Below are 20,774 nucleotides of genomic sequence, written 5' to 3'. Positions count from 1 at the left end.
CAGATGAGTGTGATCCGCGACCTTCCCCGACAGGCTTCCAGTACAAGCTCGCGCAATTTTTTTCGCAGGCTGGGTGAGCGCTGGCTCAGCCGACGAGCGCCTCGCTCACGGGACATCACCCTAAATCACAGCCGCCTATTTATCCTGCCCACCCGCGCGGGGCTTGGTTATTTATTGATAACCGCTTTGCTTTGGCTGCTGGCCACCAATTACGAGAACAATCTGGTTTTTGCCCTGACCTTTTTGCTGATCAGTGTCTTCGTTATCTTGCCTGTGCATACCTTCGCCAATTTGAGTGGACTGCGCCTGCAATTGCTGGGCACTGAAGCGGCCTTTGCCGGCGATTTCGCCGAGGCACATATTAATCTGAGCCGAGCGGACAAACGCCAACGGGAGTGGATACAAATTTGTTGGCCACCGGAAGAGGGCGCATATGTGGATCTCTGTGAGGAGCCCTCGGCGGACTTCCGTATTGCGCTGCCAGCCCTGCAGCGGGGGCGAATTCAGGCGCCGCGCTTAAGAATCGAGAGCCGCTTTCCACTGGGGCTGTTTCGCTGCTGGAGCCGCATCGACCTGGATGTTGAATTCCTGGTGTATCCGCGACCGCTCGCCGCTGGCCCCCTGCCGTTGGGAGAGGCCCAGGCAGAGGGTACATCCGGCCAGGTACGTCGCGGCGGGGATGATTATGCCTCTCTCAAACCCTACCAGCCCGGTGATTCCTTGCGCCATTTGGCTTGGAAGCAATATGCCGCCGGTCGCGATCTCTATAGCAAGGAGTATGAGAGCCGCACTGATACCCGTCTCTGGCTCGACTGGGAGTTGTTGGATGGGCGCGATGTAGAGACCCGCCTGAGCAACCTGTGTGATTGGGTCTTGCAGGCGGAGAAGCAGGGAATTGCCTATGGCCTGCGCATCCCCGGCACTACTTTGCCGCCCTTTCTCGGCACCGAGCACCAGCAGCGAGTGTTGTCAGCGCTGGCCCTGTTTCCCAAGTGGGGTGGCTGATGGCGAGCAACCGGGATCTATTGCCGCGCGAAAGCCTACTGTGGATTTTCGCTGCGCAGTTTGTCGCCTTACTGCCACAGCTGAGCCAGTTGCCACTGTGGATTGGTTTTGCCTGGGCTTTTGCGGTCTATTGGCGCTTGGAGGTCTTTCGCGGGCGCCGTGATTTGCCAGGGCGCGCCCTCAAACTATTGGTGATTGCGCTTACAGTGGCGGGTTTGGCGCAATCCTACCAGCGTTGGTTTGCACTGGAGCCGATGGTGGCGCTGCTGGCTCTGTCCTTTACCCTGAAAAACCTGGAATTAGTCAGCCGTCGCGATGCCTTTGTCAGTTTGTTGCTGGCCTATTTTGTTGCCGCGACCCTGTTTGTGCGTGAGCAATCCATTCCCTATGCCCTCTACGGATTGATCGCGACCCTGGTGATTACCGCTGCGCTGGCAGCACAGCTGGGAAGCTTCAGCGCGCGGCCGCGTCGGGCCTTGGGGCTCTCCTTAAGATTGTTGGCGCAGGCTACACCCTTGATGCTGCTGCTGTTTGTGGTTATGCCGCGCCTGGGCCCTCTGTGGAATGTGCCCCAGGATACTTCTGCCGGCCGCACTGGTGTGAGTGACTCTATGGCACCGGGTGATTTCACCCGTTTATCCAAATCCGCCAAGCCGGCACTGCGTATCTCTTTCGATGGGCCCATACCGCCGCCGGAGCAACGTTATTGGCGAGGGCTGGTGTACTCCGAATTCGATGGGCGTACCTGGCGGCAGGGTTTTAGTGTGGACCCGCGCAATGGTGGCCGGGTGTACTGGAATAGTGGCGAGCGTCCACTGCCACAAGTCGGTCCACGCTACCGCTACCAGGTGATCCAGGAGGCGAGCCGCAGCCCTTGGTTGTTCGCCCTGGCAAGACCCGCCTCGGACAGTGCGGGAGTGGGAGAAACCACGGACGACCGGTTGGTAAAACGTTCCCCGGTATATAGTCGCTTTGCCTATGAGGTGCGTTCTTGGCCCCGGGATTCCCAGGTTATTCAGTCCACACTCAGCGGTGCCGAGCGCCGTCGCAATTTGCAGCTACCGGCAGATGGAAACTTGCGCATCCGAGACTGGGTGGAGCGCCTGCGCCGCCGGGGGTTGAGCGGTGAGGAGATCTCGTCACAGTTACTGGCCCTCTACAATCGCGAATTCACTTATACCTTGAGCCCACCGGCACTCGGCAGAGACAGTGTGGATGAATTCCTGTTTGACAGCCAAAAGGGATTCTGTGAGCACTTTGCCGGCAGCTATGTTTTTGCCATGCGCGCCGCCGGAGTGCCGGCACGGGTGGTGGCGGGTTACCAGGGTGGCGAGTGGGTGAGTGGTGAGGAGTACCTGCTGGTGCGGGAGTACGACGCCCATGCGTGGGCCGAGATCTGGCTCGATGGACGCGGCTGGCAGAGGGTGGACCCCACTGCTGCGGTTGCCCCGGAGCGGGTCCGGGATGGTCTGGAGAGCGCTGCCGGGGAGGAGTTTATGCGGGATTCGCTACTGCCGGTGCACCGCTTCGATATTCTGGTGAAGCTGCGCCTGCAGTGGGACATGATCAATTACCGCTGGTATCAGACCGTGATTAGTTTTGATAGTGAGAAGCAGCGGGACACCTTGCAGCGCCTGGTGGGAGAGCTCTCCCCCCTGCGGATGGCCCTTTTTTTTGCCGCACCGGTGGCGGTTGTACTATTTGGCATTCTTCTGTGGACCCGTTTTACTGGGCGTGGACGAAAACAGCCTGTGGTAGAGCGCCTCTATGAGGTTTTCTGTAAGCGCATGGCTCGGGCAGGTATCACACGGCGACCCGGTGAGGCGCCGCGGGACTTCGCCGAACGTATCGCACTGGAGAGTCCCCCATTGGCAGAGTTTTCCGGGCGTGCGACAGATGCCTTTGAGCGCGCCGCATATGGCGGGGATAAAGAAGCATTGAATGAGCTGCGCCGACTACTGCGCTGGCGCTTGGGGCTCTCTTTTAGGGTGTCGGCACGTAAAAACCGGCTGATGGGTCATTAACTCTTGGAAAGTCTATCGCGTAAGATGCCTCATAGGCTGCAAAAATTTCTGCTGGGCTACAGCGGCACTTCCCTGGCTACCGGACTGCAGGTGATTCTCCTGCCCTGGATTGCGCTCACCGTGGTGGATTTGCCGGCTCTGCAACTGGGCTGGGTGCAGGCTTCGGTGCTTTTGCCCAATCTGGTGTTCCTGCTGTTCGGCGGTGCCCTGGCCGACCGCCGTGATCCGGCCACTGTCTCCGCACTGGCTTGCATTGGTCTGGTCCTCTGCCACACAATTCTGCTGCTGGTTTACCTCCTGTCCATGATCTCCCTGCCGATATTGATGCTCTACGGTATTTGCCTTGGGATTTGTAGCGCTTTCCTGCAACCAGCGCGGGACAATCTGGTACAGCGCAGTGCACGCCAAGGCGGTGGGCAAACCTCCGAGCGACGGGTGCAGAAAACTGTGACCTGGATGATGTTGGCCCAATACGGTGGTCAGGCTGTGGGGATGTTGCTGGCGAGCCGCTTCGAACACTGGGGGCTGCAAGCCCTGATGTTAGTACAGATAGGGGTATTGCTGTTGGCGGCCACAGCCTTGATTAGTCTGCGCGCGAGTGGGGCCAGCCGTATGACTAAGGAAAAAATCACCCACAGCCTGATTCTCGATGGCTTATCCCAGGCCTGGCGGCACCCAGTACTGCGTGAGTTGACCGCGTTGATGGCCTTTAATGGGTTTGTGCATATCGGTGTTTTTCTGGTGGTACTGCCGCTGTTGGCGGAGGATTACGGTCGCGGCGCCGGTTATTACGCCACGCTGCAACTGGCCTTCGTAGCTGGTACCGTAATTGCTACGGTGACTATGTTGCGCCGTGGCCAGGGGGCTGAACCTGGGCGCGGTATTCTTATGTGCCTGCTCTATAGTGCAGCGCTGTTGATTGCCATCAGCCTCGGTCCTACGAAGTTTGGCCTAATCCTGCTGTGTCTGTGTTGGGGAGCGGTGGCGGCGGCTTCCGCTGGCCTCGGTCGCGGCATAGTACAGTTGCTCGCCCCAGCGGAATACCGCAGCCGCATCATCTCCATTTATCAGTTTGCACTGTTTGGCTCCGCCGCTCTTGGGGCACTGGCCGCTGGAGTCTTGAGTGAATACGCTGCCCCCCTGACCACCTTGCTGTGGGCGGGGATTTTAAGTCTGCTCGCCTTTGCCCTGGTGGCTTTAAGTGGTGCCCTGCGCCGGGTCAAAATCACTGACAGCGAGGTCTGAGTTGCTTCGTGCGACCAACATAGACGCCGCCACCATATAGTTAGGTGGGTCAGCCAATGAGTGGAGGTGTTGGTGAGTCCCGCCAAAAAGGCCAATTGGTCGAAAGAGGTCACGCGTCACAGCCATGCCCTGGATTTGAGTGAGGGCCTCTTTAGCCTGGAGGACCCGAAAGCGATTGCACAGGGATTGAAAGCGGCTGCGGAATCCAGCCAGCGGCGCAAGTCTGACCCCTATCGCTCCGCTATGTCTATGCTGGCGTTCTATATCAACCGGGCGGGACAGAGGCTGCCGGCGAAAAGGCGGCGACTACTGGAACAGGCCAAGGAAGAATTGCGCGGGCTTTACGGGCGTCCGCGCCGGCATTGAGCCGGCGGCGGAATGTGGTGTTGAGATGAAAAACTTTAGGGCGCTTGGCAGGGCAGGCAGCGCACATAGAGGGCGCGCGGGTCGCGATAACTCTGCAGCTCGGCGATTGGCGCCAATACCGGCTGCACGCTGTTTAGCCAGGCGCCGAGTGGCAGATTGGCTTCAAGGCTCGCGGCAATTTTCGCGTCTACATTGTCGCTCAAAGCGCGCAGGAATTTTTCGCCGGGGCTCAGTTCACGCTGGATCTCTACTACGTCGTATTCTTCGATTTCAGCAAGCTGCGCGGCGTCGGCGATGGCGTCGCTGAGATTGCCGAGATCGTCTACCAATCCTAATTTCTTGGCGGCGCGGCCGGTCCATACCTGCCCCTGGGCAATCTTGTGCACCTCTTTGGGAGTGCTGCCGCGGGCTTCGGCGACAATACGCAGGAAGCGTGCATAGGTGTTATCCACCCCTTGCTGCAGAATGCTGGCTGCTGCTGGCGACAGGGCGCGATCCAGGCGCATACTGCCGGCCAGGTCCGAGGTGCCTACGCCATCGGTGTAAACACCGATATGCTCGAGGGAGTTCTCAAACGTCGGGAAGGCGCCAAATACACCGATAGAACCGGTGAGTGTGGCCGGGGAGGCCCAGATGCGATCGCCGCCAGTAGCGATCCAGTAGCCACCGGAAGCGGCGAGACTGCCCATGGAAATCACCACTGGAATTTTTGCTTCACGGGTAGCCAGCAACTCCTGGCGAATGGCCTCGGAGGCAAAGGCGGAGCCGCCGCCGCTGTCGATACGCAGTACCAGGGCATCCACTTCTTTTTCTCGGGCGCGTTGGATTAATTTGCCGAGACTTTCACTGCCGATGCGACCGGCAGGTGCCTGGCCGTCGACAATAGAACCACTGGCGGTAATCAGACCAATTTTCTTGGACTCCCGGATAGGCTTGGCTGCCTCGGCAAGTTTATGGCTGCGCAAGTAGGCGAGGGCGTCAATAAACTTGTACTCGCGCTTTTTACTATCATCTTCGCCGATGGTCTTTTTCAGCTCCTCCATTGCCTCAATGCGGCTGGCGAGCTGGTCCACGAGTTTATTGGCCAGTGCGGCTTCGGCCCAACTGCCCTGATGCTGTTGCAGTTTTTGCGGCAATTCATTGATAAACAGGTCGATGCTCTCGGCGGGCAGGTTGCGCAGGCCGGTTACCTGCTCGCTGTATTCTCCCCAGAGTTCATTCAGCCAGCGCTGGTTGTTTTCACGCGAGGCGGGGGACATATCGTCACGGGTGTAGGGCTCGATAAAGTCTTTGTAATCGCCCACGCGGAACACATGGAAGTTGACTTTGAGTTTCTCCAGGGCGCTCTTGTAATAGTTGCGATAAACACCGAAGCCGGTGAGCATCACTGAGCCCATAGGATTGAGGTAGACCTTATCTGCGTGGCTGGCGAGGAAGTACTGGGGTTGGGTGAAGTTGTCACCCACAGCGTAAATAGGTTTGTCCGCAGCTTTAAAGCGTTGCAGAGCCGCGCCTATTTCATCGAGCTTGCTGAGACTGCCACCCACCATGTGGTCCAGTTCTAGCACCAGTGAGGAGATACGTTTATCCGTGGCGGCATTGTCGATAGCGTCTACCAGATCTTTGACGCGCACCTCTGCGGGGCCGCGGTTGCCGCCCAGGAAAATCGGTAAAGTGGCGGGCTGGGCCAGTTCATCCACAAGAAAGCCATGGGGTGCTACGCGCAGGGCAGCGCCCTGTGGAACCACTAAACGCTCGTCCTTGCTGAAAATGGCGATACCTAGAAACAGCAAAATCAGCAGGAAGACGATATTGGTGAATACTCGTCGTAACCAAGTGATGGAGCCGCCAATCGCAGCTAAAAAGCCTCGGGCAAACCCTTTTTTCTGGGGTGAATCAGTCAAACCTCAAAACTCCTCAGTGCGTGGAAAGCGCATGTTTCCACGCCTTTGTGTCTGGAACCATTGGCGGAAATTCCGTCATGGGGTTACTGCATGCGATGCCAGCGACTGCTCATCATTGCAGAAAAGAATAGGATAAGGCTCAAAACCATCATTACGCCATCCTCCCAGCCTCGTGTAGGCATCATTACGTCGACAATGCTGGTGGTAATGTACAAAAGCAGAATAAAACAGAGCCAGAGATAACTGCGATAACGTTGCTTGACCAGGCCCGGCAGCACCAGTAGTAACGGTACCGTCTGAATCAGCCAAAGGGAGAGAGAGCCCCCCTCGACAAACAGGTTACGCACTGCAAACAGCACCAACAGGCCGATATAGCAAAACCAATTGATACGGAGCGCAATGTGTAGTTTGCGCTGAATAGTGTCGTTCACGTTGAATCCTTTATTTGGCAGCTGGAACCGCTAGGGTCTGGGCCAGTTGGCCGACACGAGTACCGAGCGCCCTGCACAGGGTGATTTCATCTTCGCTCAGGTCACTGGTATGCCCTTTATTCCAGTGAGAAGCGCCGTAGGGTGTACCGCCGGTACTGGTCCGCATGAGGGCCGCTTCAGAGTAGGGAATGCCAGCAATCAACATGCCGTGATGCAGAAGTGGCAGCATCATTGAGGTAAGTGTGGTCTCTTGCCCACCGTGTAGGCTGCCGGTGGCGGTAAATACCGCAGCCGGTTTGCCAGTGAGGCTGCCATCCAGCCAAATGTCGCTGGTCTGGTCGAGAAAATAGCGCAGCGGTGATGCCATATTGCCAAAGCGGGTGGGGCTGCCCATCAACAGGCCCGCACACTGACGCAGGTCGTCGAGGGTGCAGTAGGGCGCGCCCTCACTTGGCACAGGGGCCAGACTGGCCTCGGTGTCGGGAGACACTGCGGGTACGGTGCGCAGGCGTGCGGCGATACCGCTGGCTTCCACCCCCCGCGCTAGCTCAGCAGCCATGCGCGCAGTGGCGCCGCTACGGCTGTAATAGAGAATCAGCACATAGGCTTCGCTTTCGGGCGACATTTAGAGTAGCTCCAGCGCATTTTCTGGCGGGCGGCCGATCGTGGCTTTGTCGTCTCTTACTACGATCGGGCGCTGGATCAGGATGGGATTTTCTACCATGGCCTTGATTAGCTGAGCTTCGTCAAGGTCCCCGTCTTTCAGGTTGAGTTGCTTATAGGGTTCCTCTCCGGTGCGCAACAGGTCGCGTGCAGGGATGCCGAGTTTTTGCAGTACCTGGTTTAGCTCTTCAGCAGAAGGAGGGTTTTGCAGGTAGAGAATCACTTCCGGTTCCACACCGTTGTCCTGCAGCAATTGCAGGGTTTGACGGGATTTTGAGCAGCGCGGGTTGTGGTAGATCGTCCACATTATGTCGGTATCCTGTTACTGTTTGGCGTATTCTAACCGAATACCGTAGCGGAATTCTAAGGCGCAAGTCGAGTTCCCGCTGCATTTGGCGGAGGTCGCACACAGGGAATGAAATTGAAATCAAGCGTGAAAGACTGGCTCGTTCAATGGCGGCGCTTTGCGACCTCGCTATGGTCTTTATTTGTGGAGAAAAACTGCCAAAAAAGTGCGGCGGCTCTCACTTATATGACTCTGTTCGCCATAGTGCCGCTGGTGACAGTGAGTTTTGCGATGCTGTCGCTGTTCCCGGACTTTGCCGGCCTGCAGACTCGCTTGCAGGAACAGCTTTTTTCCCACTTTGTGCCGCAAAGTGGGCGTGAGGTTCAGGAATATATCAGCAGTTTTTCCGCCCAGGCGCAGCGGCTTACCGGGTTGGGTATTGCCATGCTGGTGGTAACTTCGGGACTTACACTGCGCAGCATTGAGGGCACCTTTAATTCTATCTGGGATGTATCCCGTGGGCGCAGTGGGGTTTCGAGCTTTCTATTGTACTGGGCCATTCTCAGTCTTGGGCCCATCTTATTAGGGGCAGGGCTTGCTGCCAGTACTTTCTTGCTCTCACAGAAGCTGTTTTTAGGTGGGGAAGAGGGTATCGGCATGATGGCTGTGGTGCTGCGGGTGCTGCCTTTTATTTTCACCACGATTGTTTTCACCTTGCTTTTTGTCGCTGTGCCTAACTGCTATGTGTCCCTGCGCCATGGTATTGAGGGAGGGGTGGTCACTTCAATTGCCTTTGAAATCATGAAATACCTGTTTGGTGCCATCGTTGCGCGCAGTTCTGTACAGGCTATTTATGGGGCCTTTGCCTTTGTGCCTTTGTTCCTGTTGTGGATTTATATGATGTGGATGTTGGTGCTGGCAGGCTGTGTACTGGTGCGAACCCTTTCTGTGTATCGCGCTGCAACCCAAGGCCGTCAGCATTCAGACCTGGTCGCCACTTTGATTGTCCTCTGGCAAATGTTTAAAGGTGGATGGCATGGCAAACCGTTGCGCGAGCGTGATATTTCTTTGCTGGGAATTAAATTTGGCCAGTGGCGTCGCTTGCGGGATGTCTTACAGGCACATCGGGTGATTGCCCAGACCGATGGGAGTGATTATGTCCTACTGCGCGATCTTAATGCCGTATCGCTTATGGAGCTTTCCAGTTGGTTAAATCCTCAGTGGATTCCCAGTGGTAATCCAAGCGATTTACAAGGGTTCGAGTGGTACAGCGAAGTGGAGAGTCGTTTTGCCAAGGCGCGCGGAACTGCCGGGGAACAGCTGGGAATCACAATTGGATCTCTTTTTACCGCAGCCTTGGAAAAGGAGCAGGCCGAAGCCAGTGAAAGGGAAATACCAAAATACTTAGAAAATGAAATTATGGAAGCGGAGGGTCAGGATGATGTTGCTGATAATAAAAAAAATGAAGAAAACTCTGGTAGTAACCTCTCTATTCTTGGTAAGCGTAATCAGCGCTTGTGAGAGTGACAGGCGTTTGCACTCCGTGAGTGGTGCGCCGGTTGTTACCGAGGGGAAAATAGTCCTGGTCAACTATTGGGCGGAGTGGTGCAAACCCTGTCGGGAAGAAGTGCCGGTACTTAATGAGTTGGCGCAAACCAATAGTGATGTGGTAGTGGTGGGGGTTAATTTTGATGGTTTGCCCACACCTGCAGCAATTGAGCAGGCGCAGAAACTGGGCATAGAATTTCCGCTGTTGGCCCAAGAGCCAGATGGCCGCTGGGGGCAACCCTGGCCTGAAGTACTGCCTACAACTTTAGTGATTGGTGAAGATGGTCGCTGGATAAAAACACTGGTTGGCCCTCAGACTGCTGAGGACTTAAAGGTGGCTCTTCAGTAAAGTTGTCTCTCTAAGTTAATTAAAAAAAATTAATCAATATAACTATAACCAAAGTATCTATAACCAAGGTAACTATAGGGCATTGGCATATCGCTGATAGCATGCCGCCACTTTTTTAGTTTGCCCAGGGTGGGATTCTCATACCATGCACATCGGCGCTTTTGTTCTGCTTCTCGGTTTTGTGGTTTTAATGTTTGGCTTGTACCGCTGGCAGCGTGGCAGGGACACCCTTGCCCCTGGTGTGTTTGCTGGGCTGTTACTGGGTGTGGCTTTTGGGGCGCTTCTACAGCTATCGCGTAACTGGGGTGTTGCTCCGGGTGAGGTTCTGCCCTGGATTGAGATGTTGGGCGATAGCTATGTAAACCTATTGTATATGTTAGTTATGCCACTCGTACTCACTTCTATTCTGGTTGCAGTGGTAAAAGTGAGTCACACTCAGGCGCTGGGTAAAATTAGTGTGTCGGTGCTGGGGGTTTTACTCGGCACTACTGCAATTGCCGCCCTGATAGGTGTGGCCATGGCCGATTTGTTTGGGCTCTCTGCTGCGGGTCTTGTCGAAGGAACCCGTGAGGCGGCAAGAGTAGAAGTGCTCAATGAGCGAATTGGGCGGGTCAGCGATCTCTCGATTCCCGAAATTATCACCTCTTTTATTCCGCGCAATATTTTCCTGGATTTGACCGGAGCCCGCTCTACCTCTGTAATTTCAGTGGTTATTTTTGCTGTGCTATTGGGGCTTGCGGCCCTGGCTGTACGCCGTGAGTTTCCGCAGGAAGGTGCCGCTATCGAGCGCTTTGTGCATGTCGCGCAAGTCTGGATTATGAAGTTGGTGCGTTTGGTTATGGCATTCACGCCCTACGGAGTTATGGCGCTGGTTGCTGGACTGATTGCCAAATCCAGCTGGGCGGATATTGCCAATCTGTTTGGTTTTGTCGTGGCTTCTTTCTGTGCGATAGGCCTAATGTTTTTGGTGCATGGTCTATTGCTGTTAGTAAATGGAGTGAATCCACTGCACTACTTCACCAAGGTCTGGCCGGTGCTGGTGTTTGCCTTTAGCTCCCGTTCCAGTGCCGCCACCATTCCTCTGAATGTGGAAACCCAGGTAGATGAACTGCGCAATTCACCGGCTATTGCCAACTTCTCTGCATCCTTCGGTGCCACTATTGGTCAAAATGGTTGCGCGGGAATTTATCCTGCGATGCTTGCCACCATGGTGGCGGTGCCGATGGGTATTAACGTGTGGGACCCAATGTGGTTGGGCACCCTGTTGGTAGTGGTGGTAATCAGCTCCTTCGGTATTGCCGGAGTGGGTGGTGGGGCAACTTTTGCCGCACTGGTGGTGCTGCCGGCAATGGGTTTGCCAGTTACCATCGCGGCGCTATTGATTTCTGTGGAGCCGCTGATTGATATGGCGCGCACTGCTCTCAACGTGAATGGCGCTATGACGGCGGGTACCTTGACCCAGCGCTGGCTTGGGGATGAGGTGCCCGGTCCAGAGGTCGTAGAAGGATAAGTAAGAGTCGCAGGCCTATGGAATAAGCACCTGAAAAAAATAAAACTTCTTGTCAACCTCTGATCCAGTAGAGCGTTCTAATCAGTGCAGTTTAAACCTTATTGGTTTTCCTCAAATGGAAATGGAGTGATTTATGAAAAAACTGATTGGACTCTCGCTGTTGACTATTGGCCTGGCTTTTCCTTACTCCCTTTATGCACAGAGTGATGAGAGCGAACCGCATGACCACGGTGACCATGTTGAAGATCGTCTCGATCAAAAAGGCGATCGCATAGAGGCGAGATTGGATCAAAAGGGAGATCATATTGAAGAGCGCCTCGATAACAAGGGTGATCGCATCAATGAACGCTTGGATCAAAGAGCTGAGCAGGCTGCTGCTAATGGCAATGATAAATTGGCTGAGCGACTAGACCGCAAAGGGGATCGTATCGACAACCGGCTTGACCAGAAAGGCGAGCGAATTAACGAACGCTTGGATAACAAGGGTACAAAAATCAATAATCGGCTAGACAAAAAAGGAGAGCGCACAGATCGCCGTATGGATCGACGTGCCAAGGCCCGTAAGCGTGAAGAGGGATGATCCCGAGAACTGGGGTGGCTTAAATAAAAAAGTGCGGGCGAAGTCTTTGTATGACGACTTCAAAATCAATAAAAAGAATCTGGAAGAGTATTCTGTGCGCAAGGACTTCAGCCGGTTTCTATGAATCAGTTCCTCGCCCAGGTGGAGAAACGGGCATTCACCATGGCGAATTACGCTGTTGGCAATCGGGATGATGCACTGGATATCGTGCAGGATTCCATGTTGGCGTTGGTGAGGAAATATAGTGGCCGCGATCGGGCCGAGTGGCGGCCGCTGTTTTTCACTATTCTCAACAACCGGATTACCGATTGGCACCGGCGTAACAATAAGCTATCCCGCTGGCAACTATTTCGGGAAAAGCTACCGGCAAACAGCGATGAGCTAGATCCAGCGCCGCTGGAATGGGTCGATAGCCATAATCCCACCCCGGATAAGGTCCTTGCTGGCGAACGCCTATTGGAAGCCATCGATAGTGCTGTGGCCAAGTTGCCCCTGCGCCAACAGCAGGCCTTCCTGCTGCGCTGTGTCGAGGAATTCGATGTTGCCGAGACTGCGCGGGCAATGTCCTGCAGTCAGGGGAGTGTTAAGACCCATTTATCAAGAGCTATGCGCAGTTTGCGCAACCATCTAGAGGCATTCCAACTAGAGGCAACGCAATGAATAGTCGGCAAGAAAATCCAGTCGTGCAGAGTGATTCATTAAAGAAAGCTGCGCAGCATGCAGTTGTCCGGCGGGAGCGTGATATTGATACAGAGACTCTATCGCGGCTTGCTGCAGCCAGACAACGCGCAGTGGCGGCAAAGAAATCGTATTATCGCGACTCTCCCGGCTGGCTAGTTTTCACTGGCGCTTGTGCATCATTGTTGTTATTGCTGTTTTGGCCTGTATCCAGCGAGCAGGCCGCTACCGAATTGCTGAGTGCCACTGACTGGTATTTATATGAGGAAATGGATGTCGAAATGGTTGAGGATATGGAGTTCTACCAGTGGTTGGCGGAAGAGTTGAATGGGCAATCCTCCTAGTGATGAAAAAGTGCTTTTTACTAAGAAAAGTATCGCTAAAGGCCTTTTCTATACGGTGCTCTTTTTTACAGCCCCGCTACTGGCGCAGGATCTGCAGCCACTGGATGAGGACTTCCTGATGTTTGTCGGGGAGTGGGCCGATGAGCAGGGAGATATACAAACGCCGGAAGCGCTGGAGATGTTGTTACCCAAGCCGGAAAAGCCAGCGATAACAGGCAGACCAAATACCGGGGGAGGGGAGACCCACGAGGAGCTGAGCGATGAGTGAGCGAAGAACCATATTGATTGGTTGGTTGGCTGCCGTGTATTTATCGCTCTTTGTGAATGTTTCCCAGGCACAGGATTGGCAGAGTCTCAGTGACAGTGAGCGCCGACTTTTACAGAATTTTGAGACGCGTTGGTCACAACTGAGTGAAGATCGACGGGAACAATTGTTACGCGGGGCCAGGCGCTGGAGTGAAATGAACCCCGAGCAGCGCCAAGAAGCGCGTCAACAGTATAAGCGCTGGCAGGATATACCCAGAGAGCGGCGCGCCCAGTTGCGGGACTCTTATCGCCGCTTTATGGACCTACCCGAGGAGGAGCGTCAGCGTATTCGCGAGGCGCGCAAGCGCTTCCGTCAGATGCCTCCCCAGCAGCGCAAACAGTTGCGGGAACAATGGGAGAAGGATAAAAGCGGCCGTGCGGAGAATCGGGAAAGGCGGAACCAGCGGGAACGGCGCCGCAGGGAGAGACAGGAGCGGCGGCAGCAGAGGCGAGAGGAAACGGAGAGAACCTGATGTTTCTTACCCCCTCAGGTGTAATTCAGCGTCTATTCAGATGAATTTGACTACTCTGGCTCCCGTTGATGAATAACGGGAGATCGATTGTGCAACTCTTCAAGCAGTTTATCGCTGGCGCGGCAGTCGCCGCGCTGGTGGCCTTGAGTGCTACCGCCAAAGCGGGCCCCAATGGCTACACAGCCCCCTACGGTGCGGATAGCTACGACTTTGCCCGCGTCACCGAGGTTACTCCCGTTTACACCGATATTCAGGTCCGTAACCCGCGCACTTACTGCCGGGATGAGCAGGTGGCCTACCGGGAGCCCGCTTCTCCGGCGGGTACTGTGGTTGGCGGGCTGATCGGTGCCGCTGTTGGCAACAGCTTGGGACGTGGCGGTCATCACGGTCGCTATCACCACCATCACGGCCAACGGGCTGGAGCCACTGTTGCGGGCGCACTGGTGGGAGCGCTGGTGGGTAACCAGATCAGTCGGGCCAACGCCCCAACTTATTACGCCACGGAATCTCGTTGCCAGGTTGTCGACGAGTTCAGTACACAGCGGGAATTAGTCGGATACGATGTGCGCTATCGGTATAATGGTCAGGTTTATCTGACTCGTACAGATTACCACCCGGGCGAGAGAATCCGGGTTCGTGTCGCAGTCTCGCCGGCGCCTTGAGCCGGCGGAAGGCGGTCGAAATAGTAAAAGGTGGAAAACCAGGACATCCACAGGAGCCGCACAGTGAAATCGAGCCGCACTTTTATTCGGCATTTTCTTTTCCTTATCGTTTTGTTTCCCGGTCTATGTGCTGCCTCCTGGCAGGGTGGGCCGGCTCCGCAGAGGGAAAACTTCCGGCATGAGTTCCGCTGGGTACAGGACGGGGGTGTTTCCCGGGAAAAGGCCGCTTCGATTGTGAAACGGCGTTTTGGCGGCAAAATATTATCGGTCTCTGAAACCCGCAAACAGGGCCAGGTGGTCTACCGGGTAAAGGGGCTGTCCGATAAGAGTCAGGTCTATGTAGTTTTTGTGGACAAGAAGAGCGGCAGGATCTCCCGTTAATCACCTGCTACCACAGACTCGCAGTACAAGGGAAAGAATATGCGCGCACTATTAGTCGAAGATGAAGTTTTACTGCGCCAGCAGCTGGCAGAATCACTGCGCGGCGCTGGCTATACCGTAGATGAGGCGCCGGATGGAGAAGAGGCGCTCTACCTGGGGCGTGAATATCCTTACGATGTCGCGGTTATGGATCTGGGGCTGCCAAAAATGGATGGCATTCAGGTGATTCAGACACTGCGTGGCGAAGACAAGCATTTCCCTATCCTGATTCTCACTGCTCGCGGCCACTGGCAGGAGCGTGTGGCCGGCTTGGAAGCTGGTGGTGACGACTATCTGGTAAAGCCCTTCCACACCGAGGAGTTACTGGCGAGATTGAATGCGCTGGTGCGGCGCTCCGCCGGGTTTTCTTCACCCACGATCAAAGCGGGCCCGATACTGCTGGATACCAGCTCTCAGCGAGTCACAGTCAACGACACCGAACTGGAGTTGACCTCTTTTGAATACAAGGTGCTCGAATACCTGATGCTGCACCCGGATGAAGTAGTCTCCAAGACCACCCTCACCGAACATATCTATGAACAGGACTGCGACCGGGATAGCAATGTGATCGAAGTGTTTATCGGGCGCCTGCGCAAGAAATTTGATGCGGCGGCACAGCTTAAGCCCATCGAAACCTTGCGTGGCCGCGGATACCGCTTTATGGCTCCCAGTTGACCCTGATTTGTAATGCAACTGTTTTCCTTTTGGCTGAATTCTCTAAAAGGCCGCCTGGCACTAGTTACCAGCCTGGTGCTGGTGGCATTTGTGCTGTTGATTTCCGGGGTGCTGGAGCACGCTTATCGCACCTCTTTGAATGAGGCTAAACAGCGCGAGCTGCAGCTTTATATCTACACCCTGTTGGCACTGGCGGAACCTGAGGGCGAGAGTCTGGTGCTGCCGCCCGAACTGCCCGAACAGCGCTTCAACCAGCCAGATTCCGGCCTGATTGGCGCAGTTTTGGATGGGCAAGGGCGGGTAATTTGGCGTTCTGAATCGGCCCTGGCAATGCCAGAGGTGGAATTTTCCCCGCTGCCGCAAGGGCAGCAGTCTTTTATGCGTATTTCCCTGCCAGGTGGCGATGCCAATTACAGCAGCTTCCGCCAGGGAGTGGCTTGGGGTCTGGAAAATGAGCACCCTTTCACCTTTGTAGTGCTGGAGGATGCGGCGCCGCTACAGGCACAGGTCGGGCAGTTCCGTTCGACCATCTGGCAGTGGCTGGGGGTGGCGGCGCTGTTGCTGGTCTTGGCTCAATGGCTGGTATTGCGCTGGGGATTTGCGCCGTTAAGCGCACTGGCGCAGGCCCTGCGCGATATGCAGCAGGGTGGCAGCGATCGCCTGGAGGGAAACTTCCCGCTGGAGTTGCGCCCGCTTACCGACAACCTGAATCTGTTGATTGAAAATGAGCGGCGTCAGCGTGAGAAGACCCGCCATACCTTGGCGGACCTGGCCCACAGTCTGAAAACGCCACTGGCGGTACTCAAAGGGTTGAGCCTGGAAAAGGACCCCGATGCCGCCGGAAAAACCCTTGCGGATCAAGTACAGCGTATGGACAGCATTATTAGCTACCAACTTCAGCGTGCGGTAGCCAGCTCCCCTAAGTCTATCCTGCGCGGTATTGCCGTGGCGCCACTTCTGGAAAAGATCCTGGATGCCCTGGAAAAAGTCTATCGCAGCAGGCCCTGTGAAGTGCGAAGGGAGTGTGCTGAGAACGCCCTATTCTATGGGGATGAGGGCGATTTGATGGAGCTGCTTGGCAACCTGCTCGATAATGCTTACAAGTACGGTGCCGGCCAGGTTCGAGTTGTTATTGAGAACCCCGAGGAGGGGCGCAAGCTCTCTATCCGGGTCGCTGATAATGGGCCCGGCCTAGATAGCGATAAATGGCGCGAAGTAACCCAGCGCGGAGTACGTGCCGACCAGCAACAGCCTGGCCAGGGTATTGGCCTGGCTGTTGTGGTGGATATTGTTGAGAGTTACCAGGGGCAAATCAGCGCTGAATCTCTTCCCGAAGGGGGCACGGAAATTACTGTACTGTTGTAGTTACTACATGGCCCCTCCTGATCGTCACTCGCTAAAACCAATCGGCTCGCATATCGAACGGCAGGTTATTGCCACTTTGCAGCAGGCTTATTTGCGGCTGGATATTGGGTAGTTCCCATTCAAAATAAAAGAGGGCGGTGTGCAACTTGCCACGGTAAAAATTGCCATCTTCCTCGCTGGTAGTTCCTTCCAGGGCATTCGCGGCGATAACCGCCTGTCGCAGCCAGATCCAGGCCACCATAATGCAGCCGAAAACATCTAGGTAGAGAGTGGCATTACTGAGCCCGCGATCCACATCCTCCTGTAATTGCGTAAACAGGGCCATGCCCGTTTCGTCGAGCTTTTGCAGGGATTCCTCCAGGGTATCGGCCATGCTAACCAAACTCTCTTTCTGCCGTGCTTCCAATACCGTTTTGCGGATTTCCGTTTGCAGCAGCTGGTAGGCCTGGAAATTTTTGCTGGGCACTTTGCGCGCGAGTAGATCGAGGGCGTGGATACCTTCAGTGCCCTCGTGAATGGCGTTCAGGCGATTATCTCGATAAAGCTGTTCCAGGGGGAATTCCCGAATATAACCGGCGCCGCCGAGTACCTGGATGGCCAGTTCATTGGCTTTCAGGCAGTATTTGGAGGGCCAGGATTTCACTACCGGAGTAATTAGGTCTAACAGAGTGGCTGCCAGCTGGCTCTCTTCTTCCGTGGGTGCGCTGTGCTGGTCTTCATAAAGAGAAGTGGCGTACATACTTAAGCCCAGGCCACCCTCGGCATAGGCCTTTTGCATCAGCAGCATACGGCGAATGTCTGCATGTTGAATAATGGGTACTTGCTTGGCGCTGGGGTCCTGGTTGGAAGGCAGGCGTCCCTGGGGGCGGTCCTTGGCATACTGCAAGGAGTAGGCATAGCCCTGATAACCCAGAATAGAGGCCCCTGCGCCGACACTGATCCGAGCCTCATTCATCATCTGGAACATATATTTGAGCCCCTGATGAGGCTCACCGATCAGGTAGCCCACTGCGCCCTGATCCTCACCAAAGCTCAATACTGTAGAAGTCGTGTTGCGAAAGCCCATTTTATGCAGCAATCCCGCCAGTTTTACATCGTTGGGCTGGGCTACCTGGCCGTTTTCATCAAGGAGCATTTTAGGCACTAAAAATAGGGATATTCCCTTAACGCCGGCGGGAGCACCCTTGATTTTTGCCAATACCAGATGAACGATATTTTCTGTCAGAGACTGGTCGCCGCCGGAGATATACATCTTTTGTCCGCGAATACGGTAGCTGCCATCTTCAGCCTGTTCGGCACTGGTGCGGATATCGGCCAGAGCTGAGCCCTGATCGGGCTCTGTGAGGGCCATAGTGCCGGCGAAGCGGCCATCGAGCATCTGCGGCAAAAACTGTGCCTTTAGGCTGTCACTGGCAAATGAGCGCAGTAGGTTGGCGGCGGCAATAGTCAGGAAGGGGTAGCAAGCACTGGCAATATTTGCGGCACTAACATAGCCAAGGGCCGTGCTGATTATCGCTTTGGGCAGCTGCATACCGCCTTCATCAAAATTGCAATGCCCCGCGAGAAAACCGGCCTCGGAGAAGGCATCCCAAGATTGCTTGGTCTCTGCGATCATCTGTATTTTTTCGCCGTCAAAGTTGGGCTCATTGGCATCGCCCTTGGCATTGTGGTTGGCGAAAAATTTTTCGGCAATAGTGCGTGCGGTTTTCAGTGTTGCATCGAAAACTTCCCTGGAATGCTCCTTGTAACGTGGTCGCTGTAGCAGCGCTTCGGTATCGAGAAATTCATAGAGTAGAAATTCGGTATCACGGTCGTTGAGCAATGAATTAGTCATGCTTACCTCATTATTTTTTTTATGGAGCAAATGTACATATTAGTCCGACTACAAAAATTTCAAATCCACTGCACTATTGCTGGAGATAGACTCTCGTGCCGTGCTGATCAAATATTTTTTTGAGTGCTGGATAAATAAATGTCTAGTTGGTGATTGAATGGCAGATAAGTAAACGCTGAGGCTCAAAATTGGGCAATGACTTTTTGTGTGAATGCGCTTGGCGATATGGTGGTAGAAGGCCGTGGGCCATAGACTGGCAGTGGTCTTTACAATTGTGCATATCGCAAAAAAAGAAGGACTAGTCAGTAGCGTTCTGGTAAGTGGGTGCAGACCCTTCGGTGGGGCGGGGGGTCACTTGTCGCCATAAGCTGCGGGCAAGATCTGCGGGGTCTCGCTTGCAGCCCTGTGCTATCCAGGCAGCAATAGCTTGTGCGACATCTGGCCATTGGATACGTACAGATTTTGGCCCCTCCTGCAACCAGGTGTGAATACTATTGGCATCTATGGAGCGTACGATCTTCGCCAGCTTTAGTTGTTCCAGTGCTTGGGCATTGGCTTCCTGTTCAAATTGATAGGCCAATGGTCGGCTTAGGATGGGTTTGCCTTGAGCCAGGGTCTCTGCCAGTAATTCAAAACCACTGTTACAGATTACTGCACGGGCATTGACCAAGTCCTGTTGGAATCCTAGTGTGGACGGCGACTTTATCTGGATATTGTTTGCCGTGGGCAGATTTTCTGGCACACCGTAAACAATAAACTGCCGTTCTACTTTGGCCAGTTCCTCCAGCATGGGTATTGGGTGTTCAAAGGGCAAGTAGACCAGAATGTAATCTTCTGTGTCACTCTCGGGTTTGGGTTGAGGGGGGACTATGGGCGGTAATATGGGGTTGCCAAAGTGATGCCAGTGCAAACCCAGGCTTTTTTTTGTGGGAGCAAAGATACGTAAAACGGTATGAAAAGGCCAGTTATACCTGGGCATGGGAATCGAGTGTAAAAAAGCGTATTGGTGACCGATACCCACACTGGGCTTTTTGCGCATTTTCGCCGCCCAGGCGGTGACAGGTTCATAGTCACTGATGATTAGGTCGTATTCGCTAACTGGCAGTTTGCGGACATCCTGGATTAATTTGCGCAATTTAGCCTGGGCAACCGTGGCCAAGCTTCTCAGGCGCCCCTCACTGTGGACAATGGTCATTCCCTCCCGCCACCAATAGTCGCCAAACAATTCCATGCCAAACAGGTTTTCCTTTGGTCGACCTGAAAACAGCCATTGGATTTCAAGTTCTGGGTATTGTTGCAATGCCTTTGCCAATGTGCGTGAACGGGCAATATGTCCATTGCCGGTGGCCTGTACGCCATAGAGTATTTTCATAAAAGAACGGCGCCAGTGGCTAATGCGACACATGAACCGAGAAGGGCACCGGCGAAAATATCAGAAGGGAAATGTACCCCCAGGCCTACACGGGCGGCGCCCACCCCGGTCGCCCAGATATAGCCTAATCCCCACATTGGGCTGACTTGTTGAGTCATAAATGTAATAAAAAGAAAGGCTGCAGAGGTATGTCCCGAGGGCAGGCTGAAACGGTCATGGGCGATAATAATCGGGCGCATACCGGGGATAGCCTGGGGTGGACGCCTGCGGCGGGTCGTGTTTTTGATTGTCCAATAGAGAGAGCGCTCTACCGCCAAGCCAGAGCATGCGGCAATAAAAAGCTGAGTGGCGGCGTTGGAAATAATATAACTGAGGAGTACGGCGACGGTGAGCCAGCCATCTCCAGATTTGGATAGCCAAAGGTACCGTCTGCGTGAAGTGGGACGTGACGCCCGTTCCGTGAGATACAGAACTAGGGACACATCAATACTCTTCAAATTCATGGATAAGTCTCGCATGCCGCAAACTTAAAAATTGATTATTGCACGGAGTTGACCAAATGATGTCGTAATAGTGAAATCTCAAAATAGATGTTATTTACGCCTACATACCGCTTTTAAAAGCGTGGCAGAAAATTGATCCAGGATAGGTGAACAAGGCGCTAAGAAAGGAATGGCTGGAAAGAGAGTCGGAGCAGCTGTCCGCGGCTCCATGATTTGCCCTTAGAAAAAAGC

At 54.5% G+C, this 20,774-nt stretch carries 23 protein-coding genes; 16 read left to right on the top strand and 7 right to left on the bottom strand.

Annotated elements, in window-relative coordinates; translation table 11 throughout:
* The first annotated feature begins 3 nt into the window (after positions 1–3).
* The 4 genes from ACJJI0_RS09030 to ACJJI0_RS09015 all read left to right on the top strand — a co-directional run bounded on the left by ACJJI0_RS09030 (position 4) and on the right by ACJJI0_RS09015 (position 4,640).
* Complete coding sequence (locus ACJJI0_RS09030; RefSeq protein ID WP_444885601.1) at positions 4–1,005, top strand: DUF58 domain-containing protein; 1,002 nt, start codon at positions 4–6, stop codon at positions 1,003–1,005.
* The gene (locus tag ACJJI0_RS09025; RefSeq protein WP_444885600.1) at positions 1,005–3,029 is read left to right on the top strand and encodes a transglutaminase TgpA family protein; all 2,025 of its coding nucleotides are present in this window, start codon (positions 1,005–1,007) and stop codon (positions 3,027–3,029) included. Before ACJJI0_RS09030 ends, ACJJI0_RS09025 begins: the two co-directional genes overlap by 1 nt.
* Positions 3,030–3,053: 24 nt before the next feature.
* Entirely contained in the window at positions 3,054–4,274 is a 1,221-nt protein-coding gene (locus tag ACJJI0_RS09020) for an MFS transporter (protein ID WP_444885599.1), read from the top strand.
* Between the two features lie 72 nt (positions 4,275–4,346).
* Positions 4,347–4,640, top strand: a complete 294-nt coding sequence (locus ACJJI0_RS09015) for a DUF3175 domain-containing protein (protein ID WP_444885598.1) — start codon at positions 4,347–4,349, stop codon at positions 4,638–4,640.
* Positions 4,641–4,675: 35 nt separating this feature from the next.
* On the opposite strand, the gene sppA is transcribed toward ACJJI0_RS09015, so the two are convergent.
* From sppA to arsC, 4 genes are all read right to left on the bottom strand, one after another.
* Positions 4,676–6,544: a signal peptide peptidase SppA gene (gene sppA, locus ACJJI0_RS09010; RefSeq protein ID WP_444885597.1), complete on the bottom strand. Its 1,869-nt coding sequence runs from the start codon at positions 6,542–6,544 to the stop codon at positions 4,676–4,678.
* An 83-nt stretch (positions 6,545–6,627) separates the two neighbouring features.
* The gene (locus ACJJI0_RS09005) at positions 6,628–6,975 is read right to left on the bottom strand and encodes a DUF2069 domain-containing protein (RefSeq protein WP_444885596.1); all 348 of its coding nucleotides are present in this window, start codon (positions 6,973–6,975) and stop codon (positions 6,628–6,630) included.
* Positions 6,976–6,985: 10 nt separating this feature from the next.
* Positions 6,986–7,600 carry an NAD(P)H:quinone oxidoreductase gene (gene wrbA / locus ACJJI0_RS09000; protein WP_252085179.1) on the bottom strand — a complete coding sequence of 205 codons (615 nt, stop codon included), beginning with the start codon at positions 7,598–7,600 and terminating at the stop codon, positions 6,986–6,988.
* Positions 7,601–7,945 carry an arsenate reductase (glutaredoxin) gene (gene arsC / locus ACJJI0_RS08995; protein ID WP_252085180.1) on the bottom strand — a complete coding sequence of 115 codons (345 nt, stop codon included), beginning with the start codon at positions 7,943–7,945 and terminating at the stop codon, positions 7,601–7,603. It lies immediately after the preceding gene.
* A gap of 108 nt (positions 7,946–8,053) precedes the next feature.
* Between arsC and ACJJI0_RS08990 the strand changes: the two genes are divergently transcribed.
* From ACJJI0_RS08990 to ACJJI0_RS08935, 12 genes are all read left to right on the top strand, one after another.
* Positions 8,054–9,445: a YihY family inner membrane protein gene (locus ACJJI0_RS08990; RefSeq protein ID WP_444885595.1), complete on the top strand. Its 1,392-nt coding sequence runs from the start codon at positions 8,054–8,056 to the stop codon at positions 9,443–9,445.
* Positions 9,446–9,467: 22 nt separating this feature from the next.
* Positions 9,468–9,821 (top strand): TlpA family protein disulfide reductase, encoded by a 354-nt coding sequence (locus ACJJI0_RS08985; protein WP_444885594.1) that lies wholly within the window; start codon positions 9,468–9,470, stop codon positions 9,819–9,821.
* Positions 9,822–9,966: 145 nt separating this feature from the next.
* On the top strand, positions 9,967–11,331 hold the full coding sequence (locus ACJJI0_RS08980) for an L-cystine transporter (RefSeq protein ID WP_444885593.1): 1,365 nt from the start codon (positions 9,967–9,969) through the stop codon (positions 11,329–11,331).
* Between the two features lie 133 nt (positions 11,332–11,464).
* Positions 11,465–11,911, top strand: a complete 447-nt coding sequence (locus ACJJI0_RS08975) for a hypothetical protein (protein ID WP_444885592.1) — start codon at positions 11,465–11,467, stop codon at positions 11,909–11,911.
* 120 nt (positions 11,912–12,031) lie between these two features.
* Positions 12,032–12,571, top strand: a complete 540-nt coding sequence (locus ACJJI0_RS08970; protein ID WP_252085185.1) for an RNA polymerase sigma factor — start codon at positions 12,032–12,034, stop codon at positions 12,569–12,571.
* Positions 12,568–12,933: a hypothetical protein gene (locus ACJJI0_RS08965; protein ID WP_444885591.1), complete on the top strand. Its 366-nt coding sequence runs from the start codon at positions 12,568–12,570 to the stop codon at positions 12,931–12,933. The genes ACJJI0_RS08970 and ACJJI0_RS08965 overlap by 4 nt, the downstream gene beginning before the upstream one ends.
* Positions 12,917–13,201: a hypothetical protein gene (locus ACJJI0_RS08960; protein ID WP_444885590.1), complete on the top strand. Its 285-nt coding sequence runs from the start codon at positions 12,917–12,919 to the stop codon at positions 13,199–13,201. The genes ACJJI0_RS08965 and ACJJI0_RS08960 overlap by 17 nt, the downstream gene beginning before the upstream one ends.
* Positions 13,194–13,712, top strand: a complete 519-nt coding sequence (locus ACJJI0_RS08955; RefSeq protein WP_444885589.1) for a DUF3106 domain-containing protein — start codon at positions 13,194–13,196, stop codon at positions 13,710–13,712. The genes ACJJI0_RS08960 and ACJJI0_RS08955 overlap by 8 nt, the downstream gene beginning before the upstream one ends.
* 89 nt (positions 13,713–13,801) lie before the next feature.
* Positions 13,802–14,374: a glycine zipper 2TM domain-containing protein gene (locus ACJJI0_RS08950; RefSeq protein ID WP_444885588.1), complete on the top strand. Its 573-nt coding sequence runs from the start codon at positions 13,802–13,804 to the stop codon at positions 14,372–14,374.
* Between the two features lie 63 nt (positions 14,375–14,437).
* The gene (locus tag ACJJI0_RS08945; protein WP_252085190.1) at positions 14,438–14,755 is read left to right on the top strand and encodes a PepSY domain-containing protein; all 318 of its coding nucleotides are present in this window, start codon (positions 14,438–14,440) and stop codon (positions 14,753–14,755) included.
* Positions 14,756–14,794: 39 nt separating this feature from the next.
* Positions 14,795–15,469, top strand: coding sequence for a response regulator transcription factor (locus tag ACJJI0_RS08940; RefSeq protein ID WP_252085191.1), 675 nt, complete (start codon positions 14,795–14,797; stop codon positions 15,467–15,469).
* A 12-nt stretch (positions 15,470–15,481) separates the two neighbouring features.
* Positions 15,482–16,834 (top strand): ATP-binding protein, encoded by a 1,353-nt coding sequence (locus ACJJI0_RS08935; RefSeq protein ID WP_444885587.1) that lies wholly within the window; start codon positions 15,482–15,484, stop codon positions 16,832–16,834.
* Positions 16,835–16,865: 31 nt separating this feature from the next.
* On the opposite strand, the gene ACJJI0_RS08930 is transcribed toward ACJJI0_RS08935, so the two are convergent.
* The 3 genes from ACJJI0_RS08930 to ACJJI0_RS08920 all read right to left on the bottom strand — a co-directional run bounded on the left by ACJJI0_RS08930 (position 16,866) and on the right by ACJJI0_RS08920 (position 20,522).
* Entirely contained in the window at positions 16,866–18,668 is a 1,803-nt protein-coding gene (locus ACJJI0_RS08930; RefSeq protein WP_444885586.1) for an acyl-CoA dehydrogenase, read from the bottom strand.
* A 298-nt stretch (positions 18,669–18,966) separates the two neighbouring features.
* Complete coding sequence (locus ACJJI0_RS08925; protein WP_444885585.1) at positions 18,967–20,040, bottom strand: MJ1255/VC2487 family glycosyltransferase; 1,074 nt, start codon at positions 20,038–20,040, stop codon at positions 18,967–18,969.
* Positions 20,037–20,522, bottom strand: a complete 486-nt coding sequence (locus tag ACJJI0_RS08920; protein WP_444885584.1) for a phosphatase PAP2 family protein — start codon at positions 20,520–20,522, stop codon at positions 20,037–20,039. The genes ACJJI0_RS08925 and ACJJI0_RS08920 overlap by 4 nt, the downstream gene beginning before the upstream one ends.
* Positions 20,523–20,774: the final 252 nt, after the last annotated feature.

The sequence above is a fragment of the Microbulbifer mixtoriginis (SeqCode) genome, assembly GCF_052466695.1.
Note: the sequence above shows the minus strand (reverse complement) of the source record. Positions and strands in the feature narration are given on the sequence as shown.

Bases quoted from the DNA above. Each gene is read 5' to 3' on its own strand.
- ACJJI0_RS09030 (WP_444885601.1), top strand. From the start codon at position 4: ATGAGTGTGATCCGCGACCTTCCCCGACAGGCTTCCAGTACAAGCTCG.
- ACJJI0_RS09025 (WP_444885600.1), top strand. From the start codon at position 1,005: ATGGCGAGCAACCGGGATCTATTGCCGCGCGAAAGCCTACTGTGGATT.
- ACJJI0_RS09020 (WP_444885599.1), top strand. From the start codon at position 3,054: ATGCCTCATAGGCTGCAAAAATTTCTGCTGGGCTACAGCGGCACTTCC.
- wrbA (WP_252085179.1), bottom strand. From the start codon at position 7,600: ATGTCGCCCGAAAGCGAAGCCTATGTGCTGATTCTCTATTACAGCCGT.
- arsC (WP_252085180.1), bottom strand. From the start codon at position 7,945: ATGTGGACGATCTACCACAACCCGCGCTGCTCAAAATCCCGTCAAACC.
- ACJJI0_RS08990 (WP_444885595.1), top strand. From the start codon at position 8,054: ATGAAATTGAAATCAAGCGTGAAAGACTGGCTCGTTCAATGGCGGCGC.
- ACJJI0_RS08980 (WP_444885593.1), top strand. From the start codon at position 9,967: ATGCACATCGGCGCTTTTGTTCTGCTTCTCGGTTTTGTGGTTTTAATG.
- ACJJI0_RS08975 (WP_444885592.1), top strand. From the start codon at position 11,465: ATGAAAAAACTGATTGGACTCTCGCTGTTGACTATTGGCCTGGCTTTT.
- ACJJI0_RS08970 (WP_252085185.1), top strand. From the start codon at position 12,032: ATGAATCAGTTCCTCGCCCAGGTGGAGAAACGGGCATTCACCATGGCG.
- ACJJI0_RS08965 (WP_444885591.1), top strand. From the start codon at position 12,568: ATGAATAGTCGGCAAGAAAATCCAGTCGTGCAGAGTGATTCATTAAAG.
- ACJJI0_RS08960 (WP_444885590.1), top strand. From the start codon at position 12,917: ATGGGCAATCCTCCTAGTGATGAAAAAGTGCTTTTTACTAAGAAAAGT.
- ACJJI0_RS08955 (WP_444885589.1), top strand. From the start codon at position 13,194: ATGAGTGAGCGAAGAACCATATTGATTGGTTGGTTGGCTGCCGTGTAT.
- ACJJI0_RS08940 (WP_252085191.1), top strand. From the start codon at position 14,795: ATGCGCGCACTATTAGTCGAAGATGAAGTTTTACTGCGCCAGCAGCTG.
- ACJJI0_RS08935 (WP_444885587.1), top strand. From the start codon at position 15,482: ATGCAACTGTTTTCCTTTTGGCTGAATTCTCTAAAAGGCCGCCTGGCA.
- ACJJI0_RS08930 (WP_444885586.1), bottom strand. From the start codon at position 18,668: ATGACTAATTCATTGCTCAACGACCGTGATACCGAATTTCTACTCTAT.
- ACJJI0_RS08925 (WP_444885585.1), bottom strand. From the start codon at position 20,040: ATGAAAATACTCTATGGCGTACAGGCCACCGGCAATGGACATATTGCC.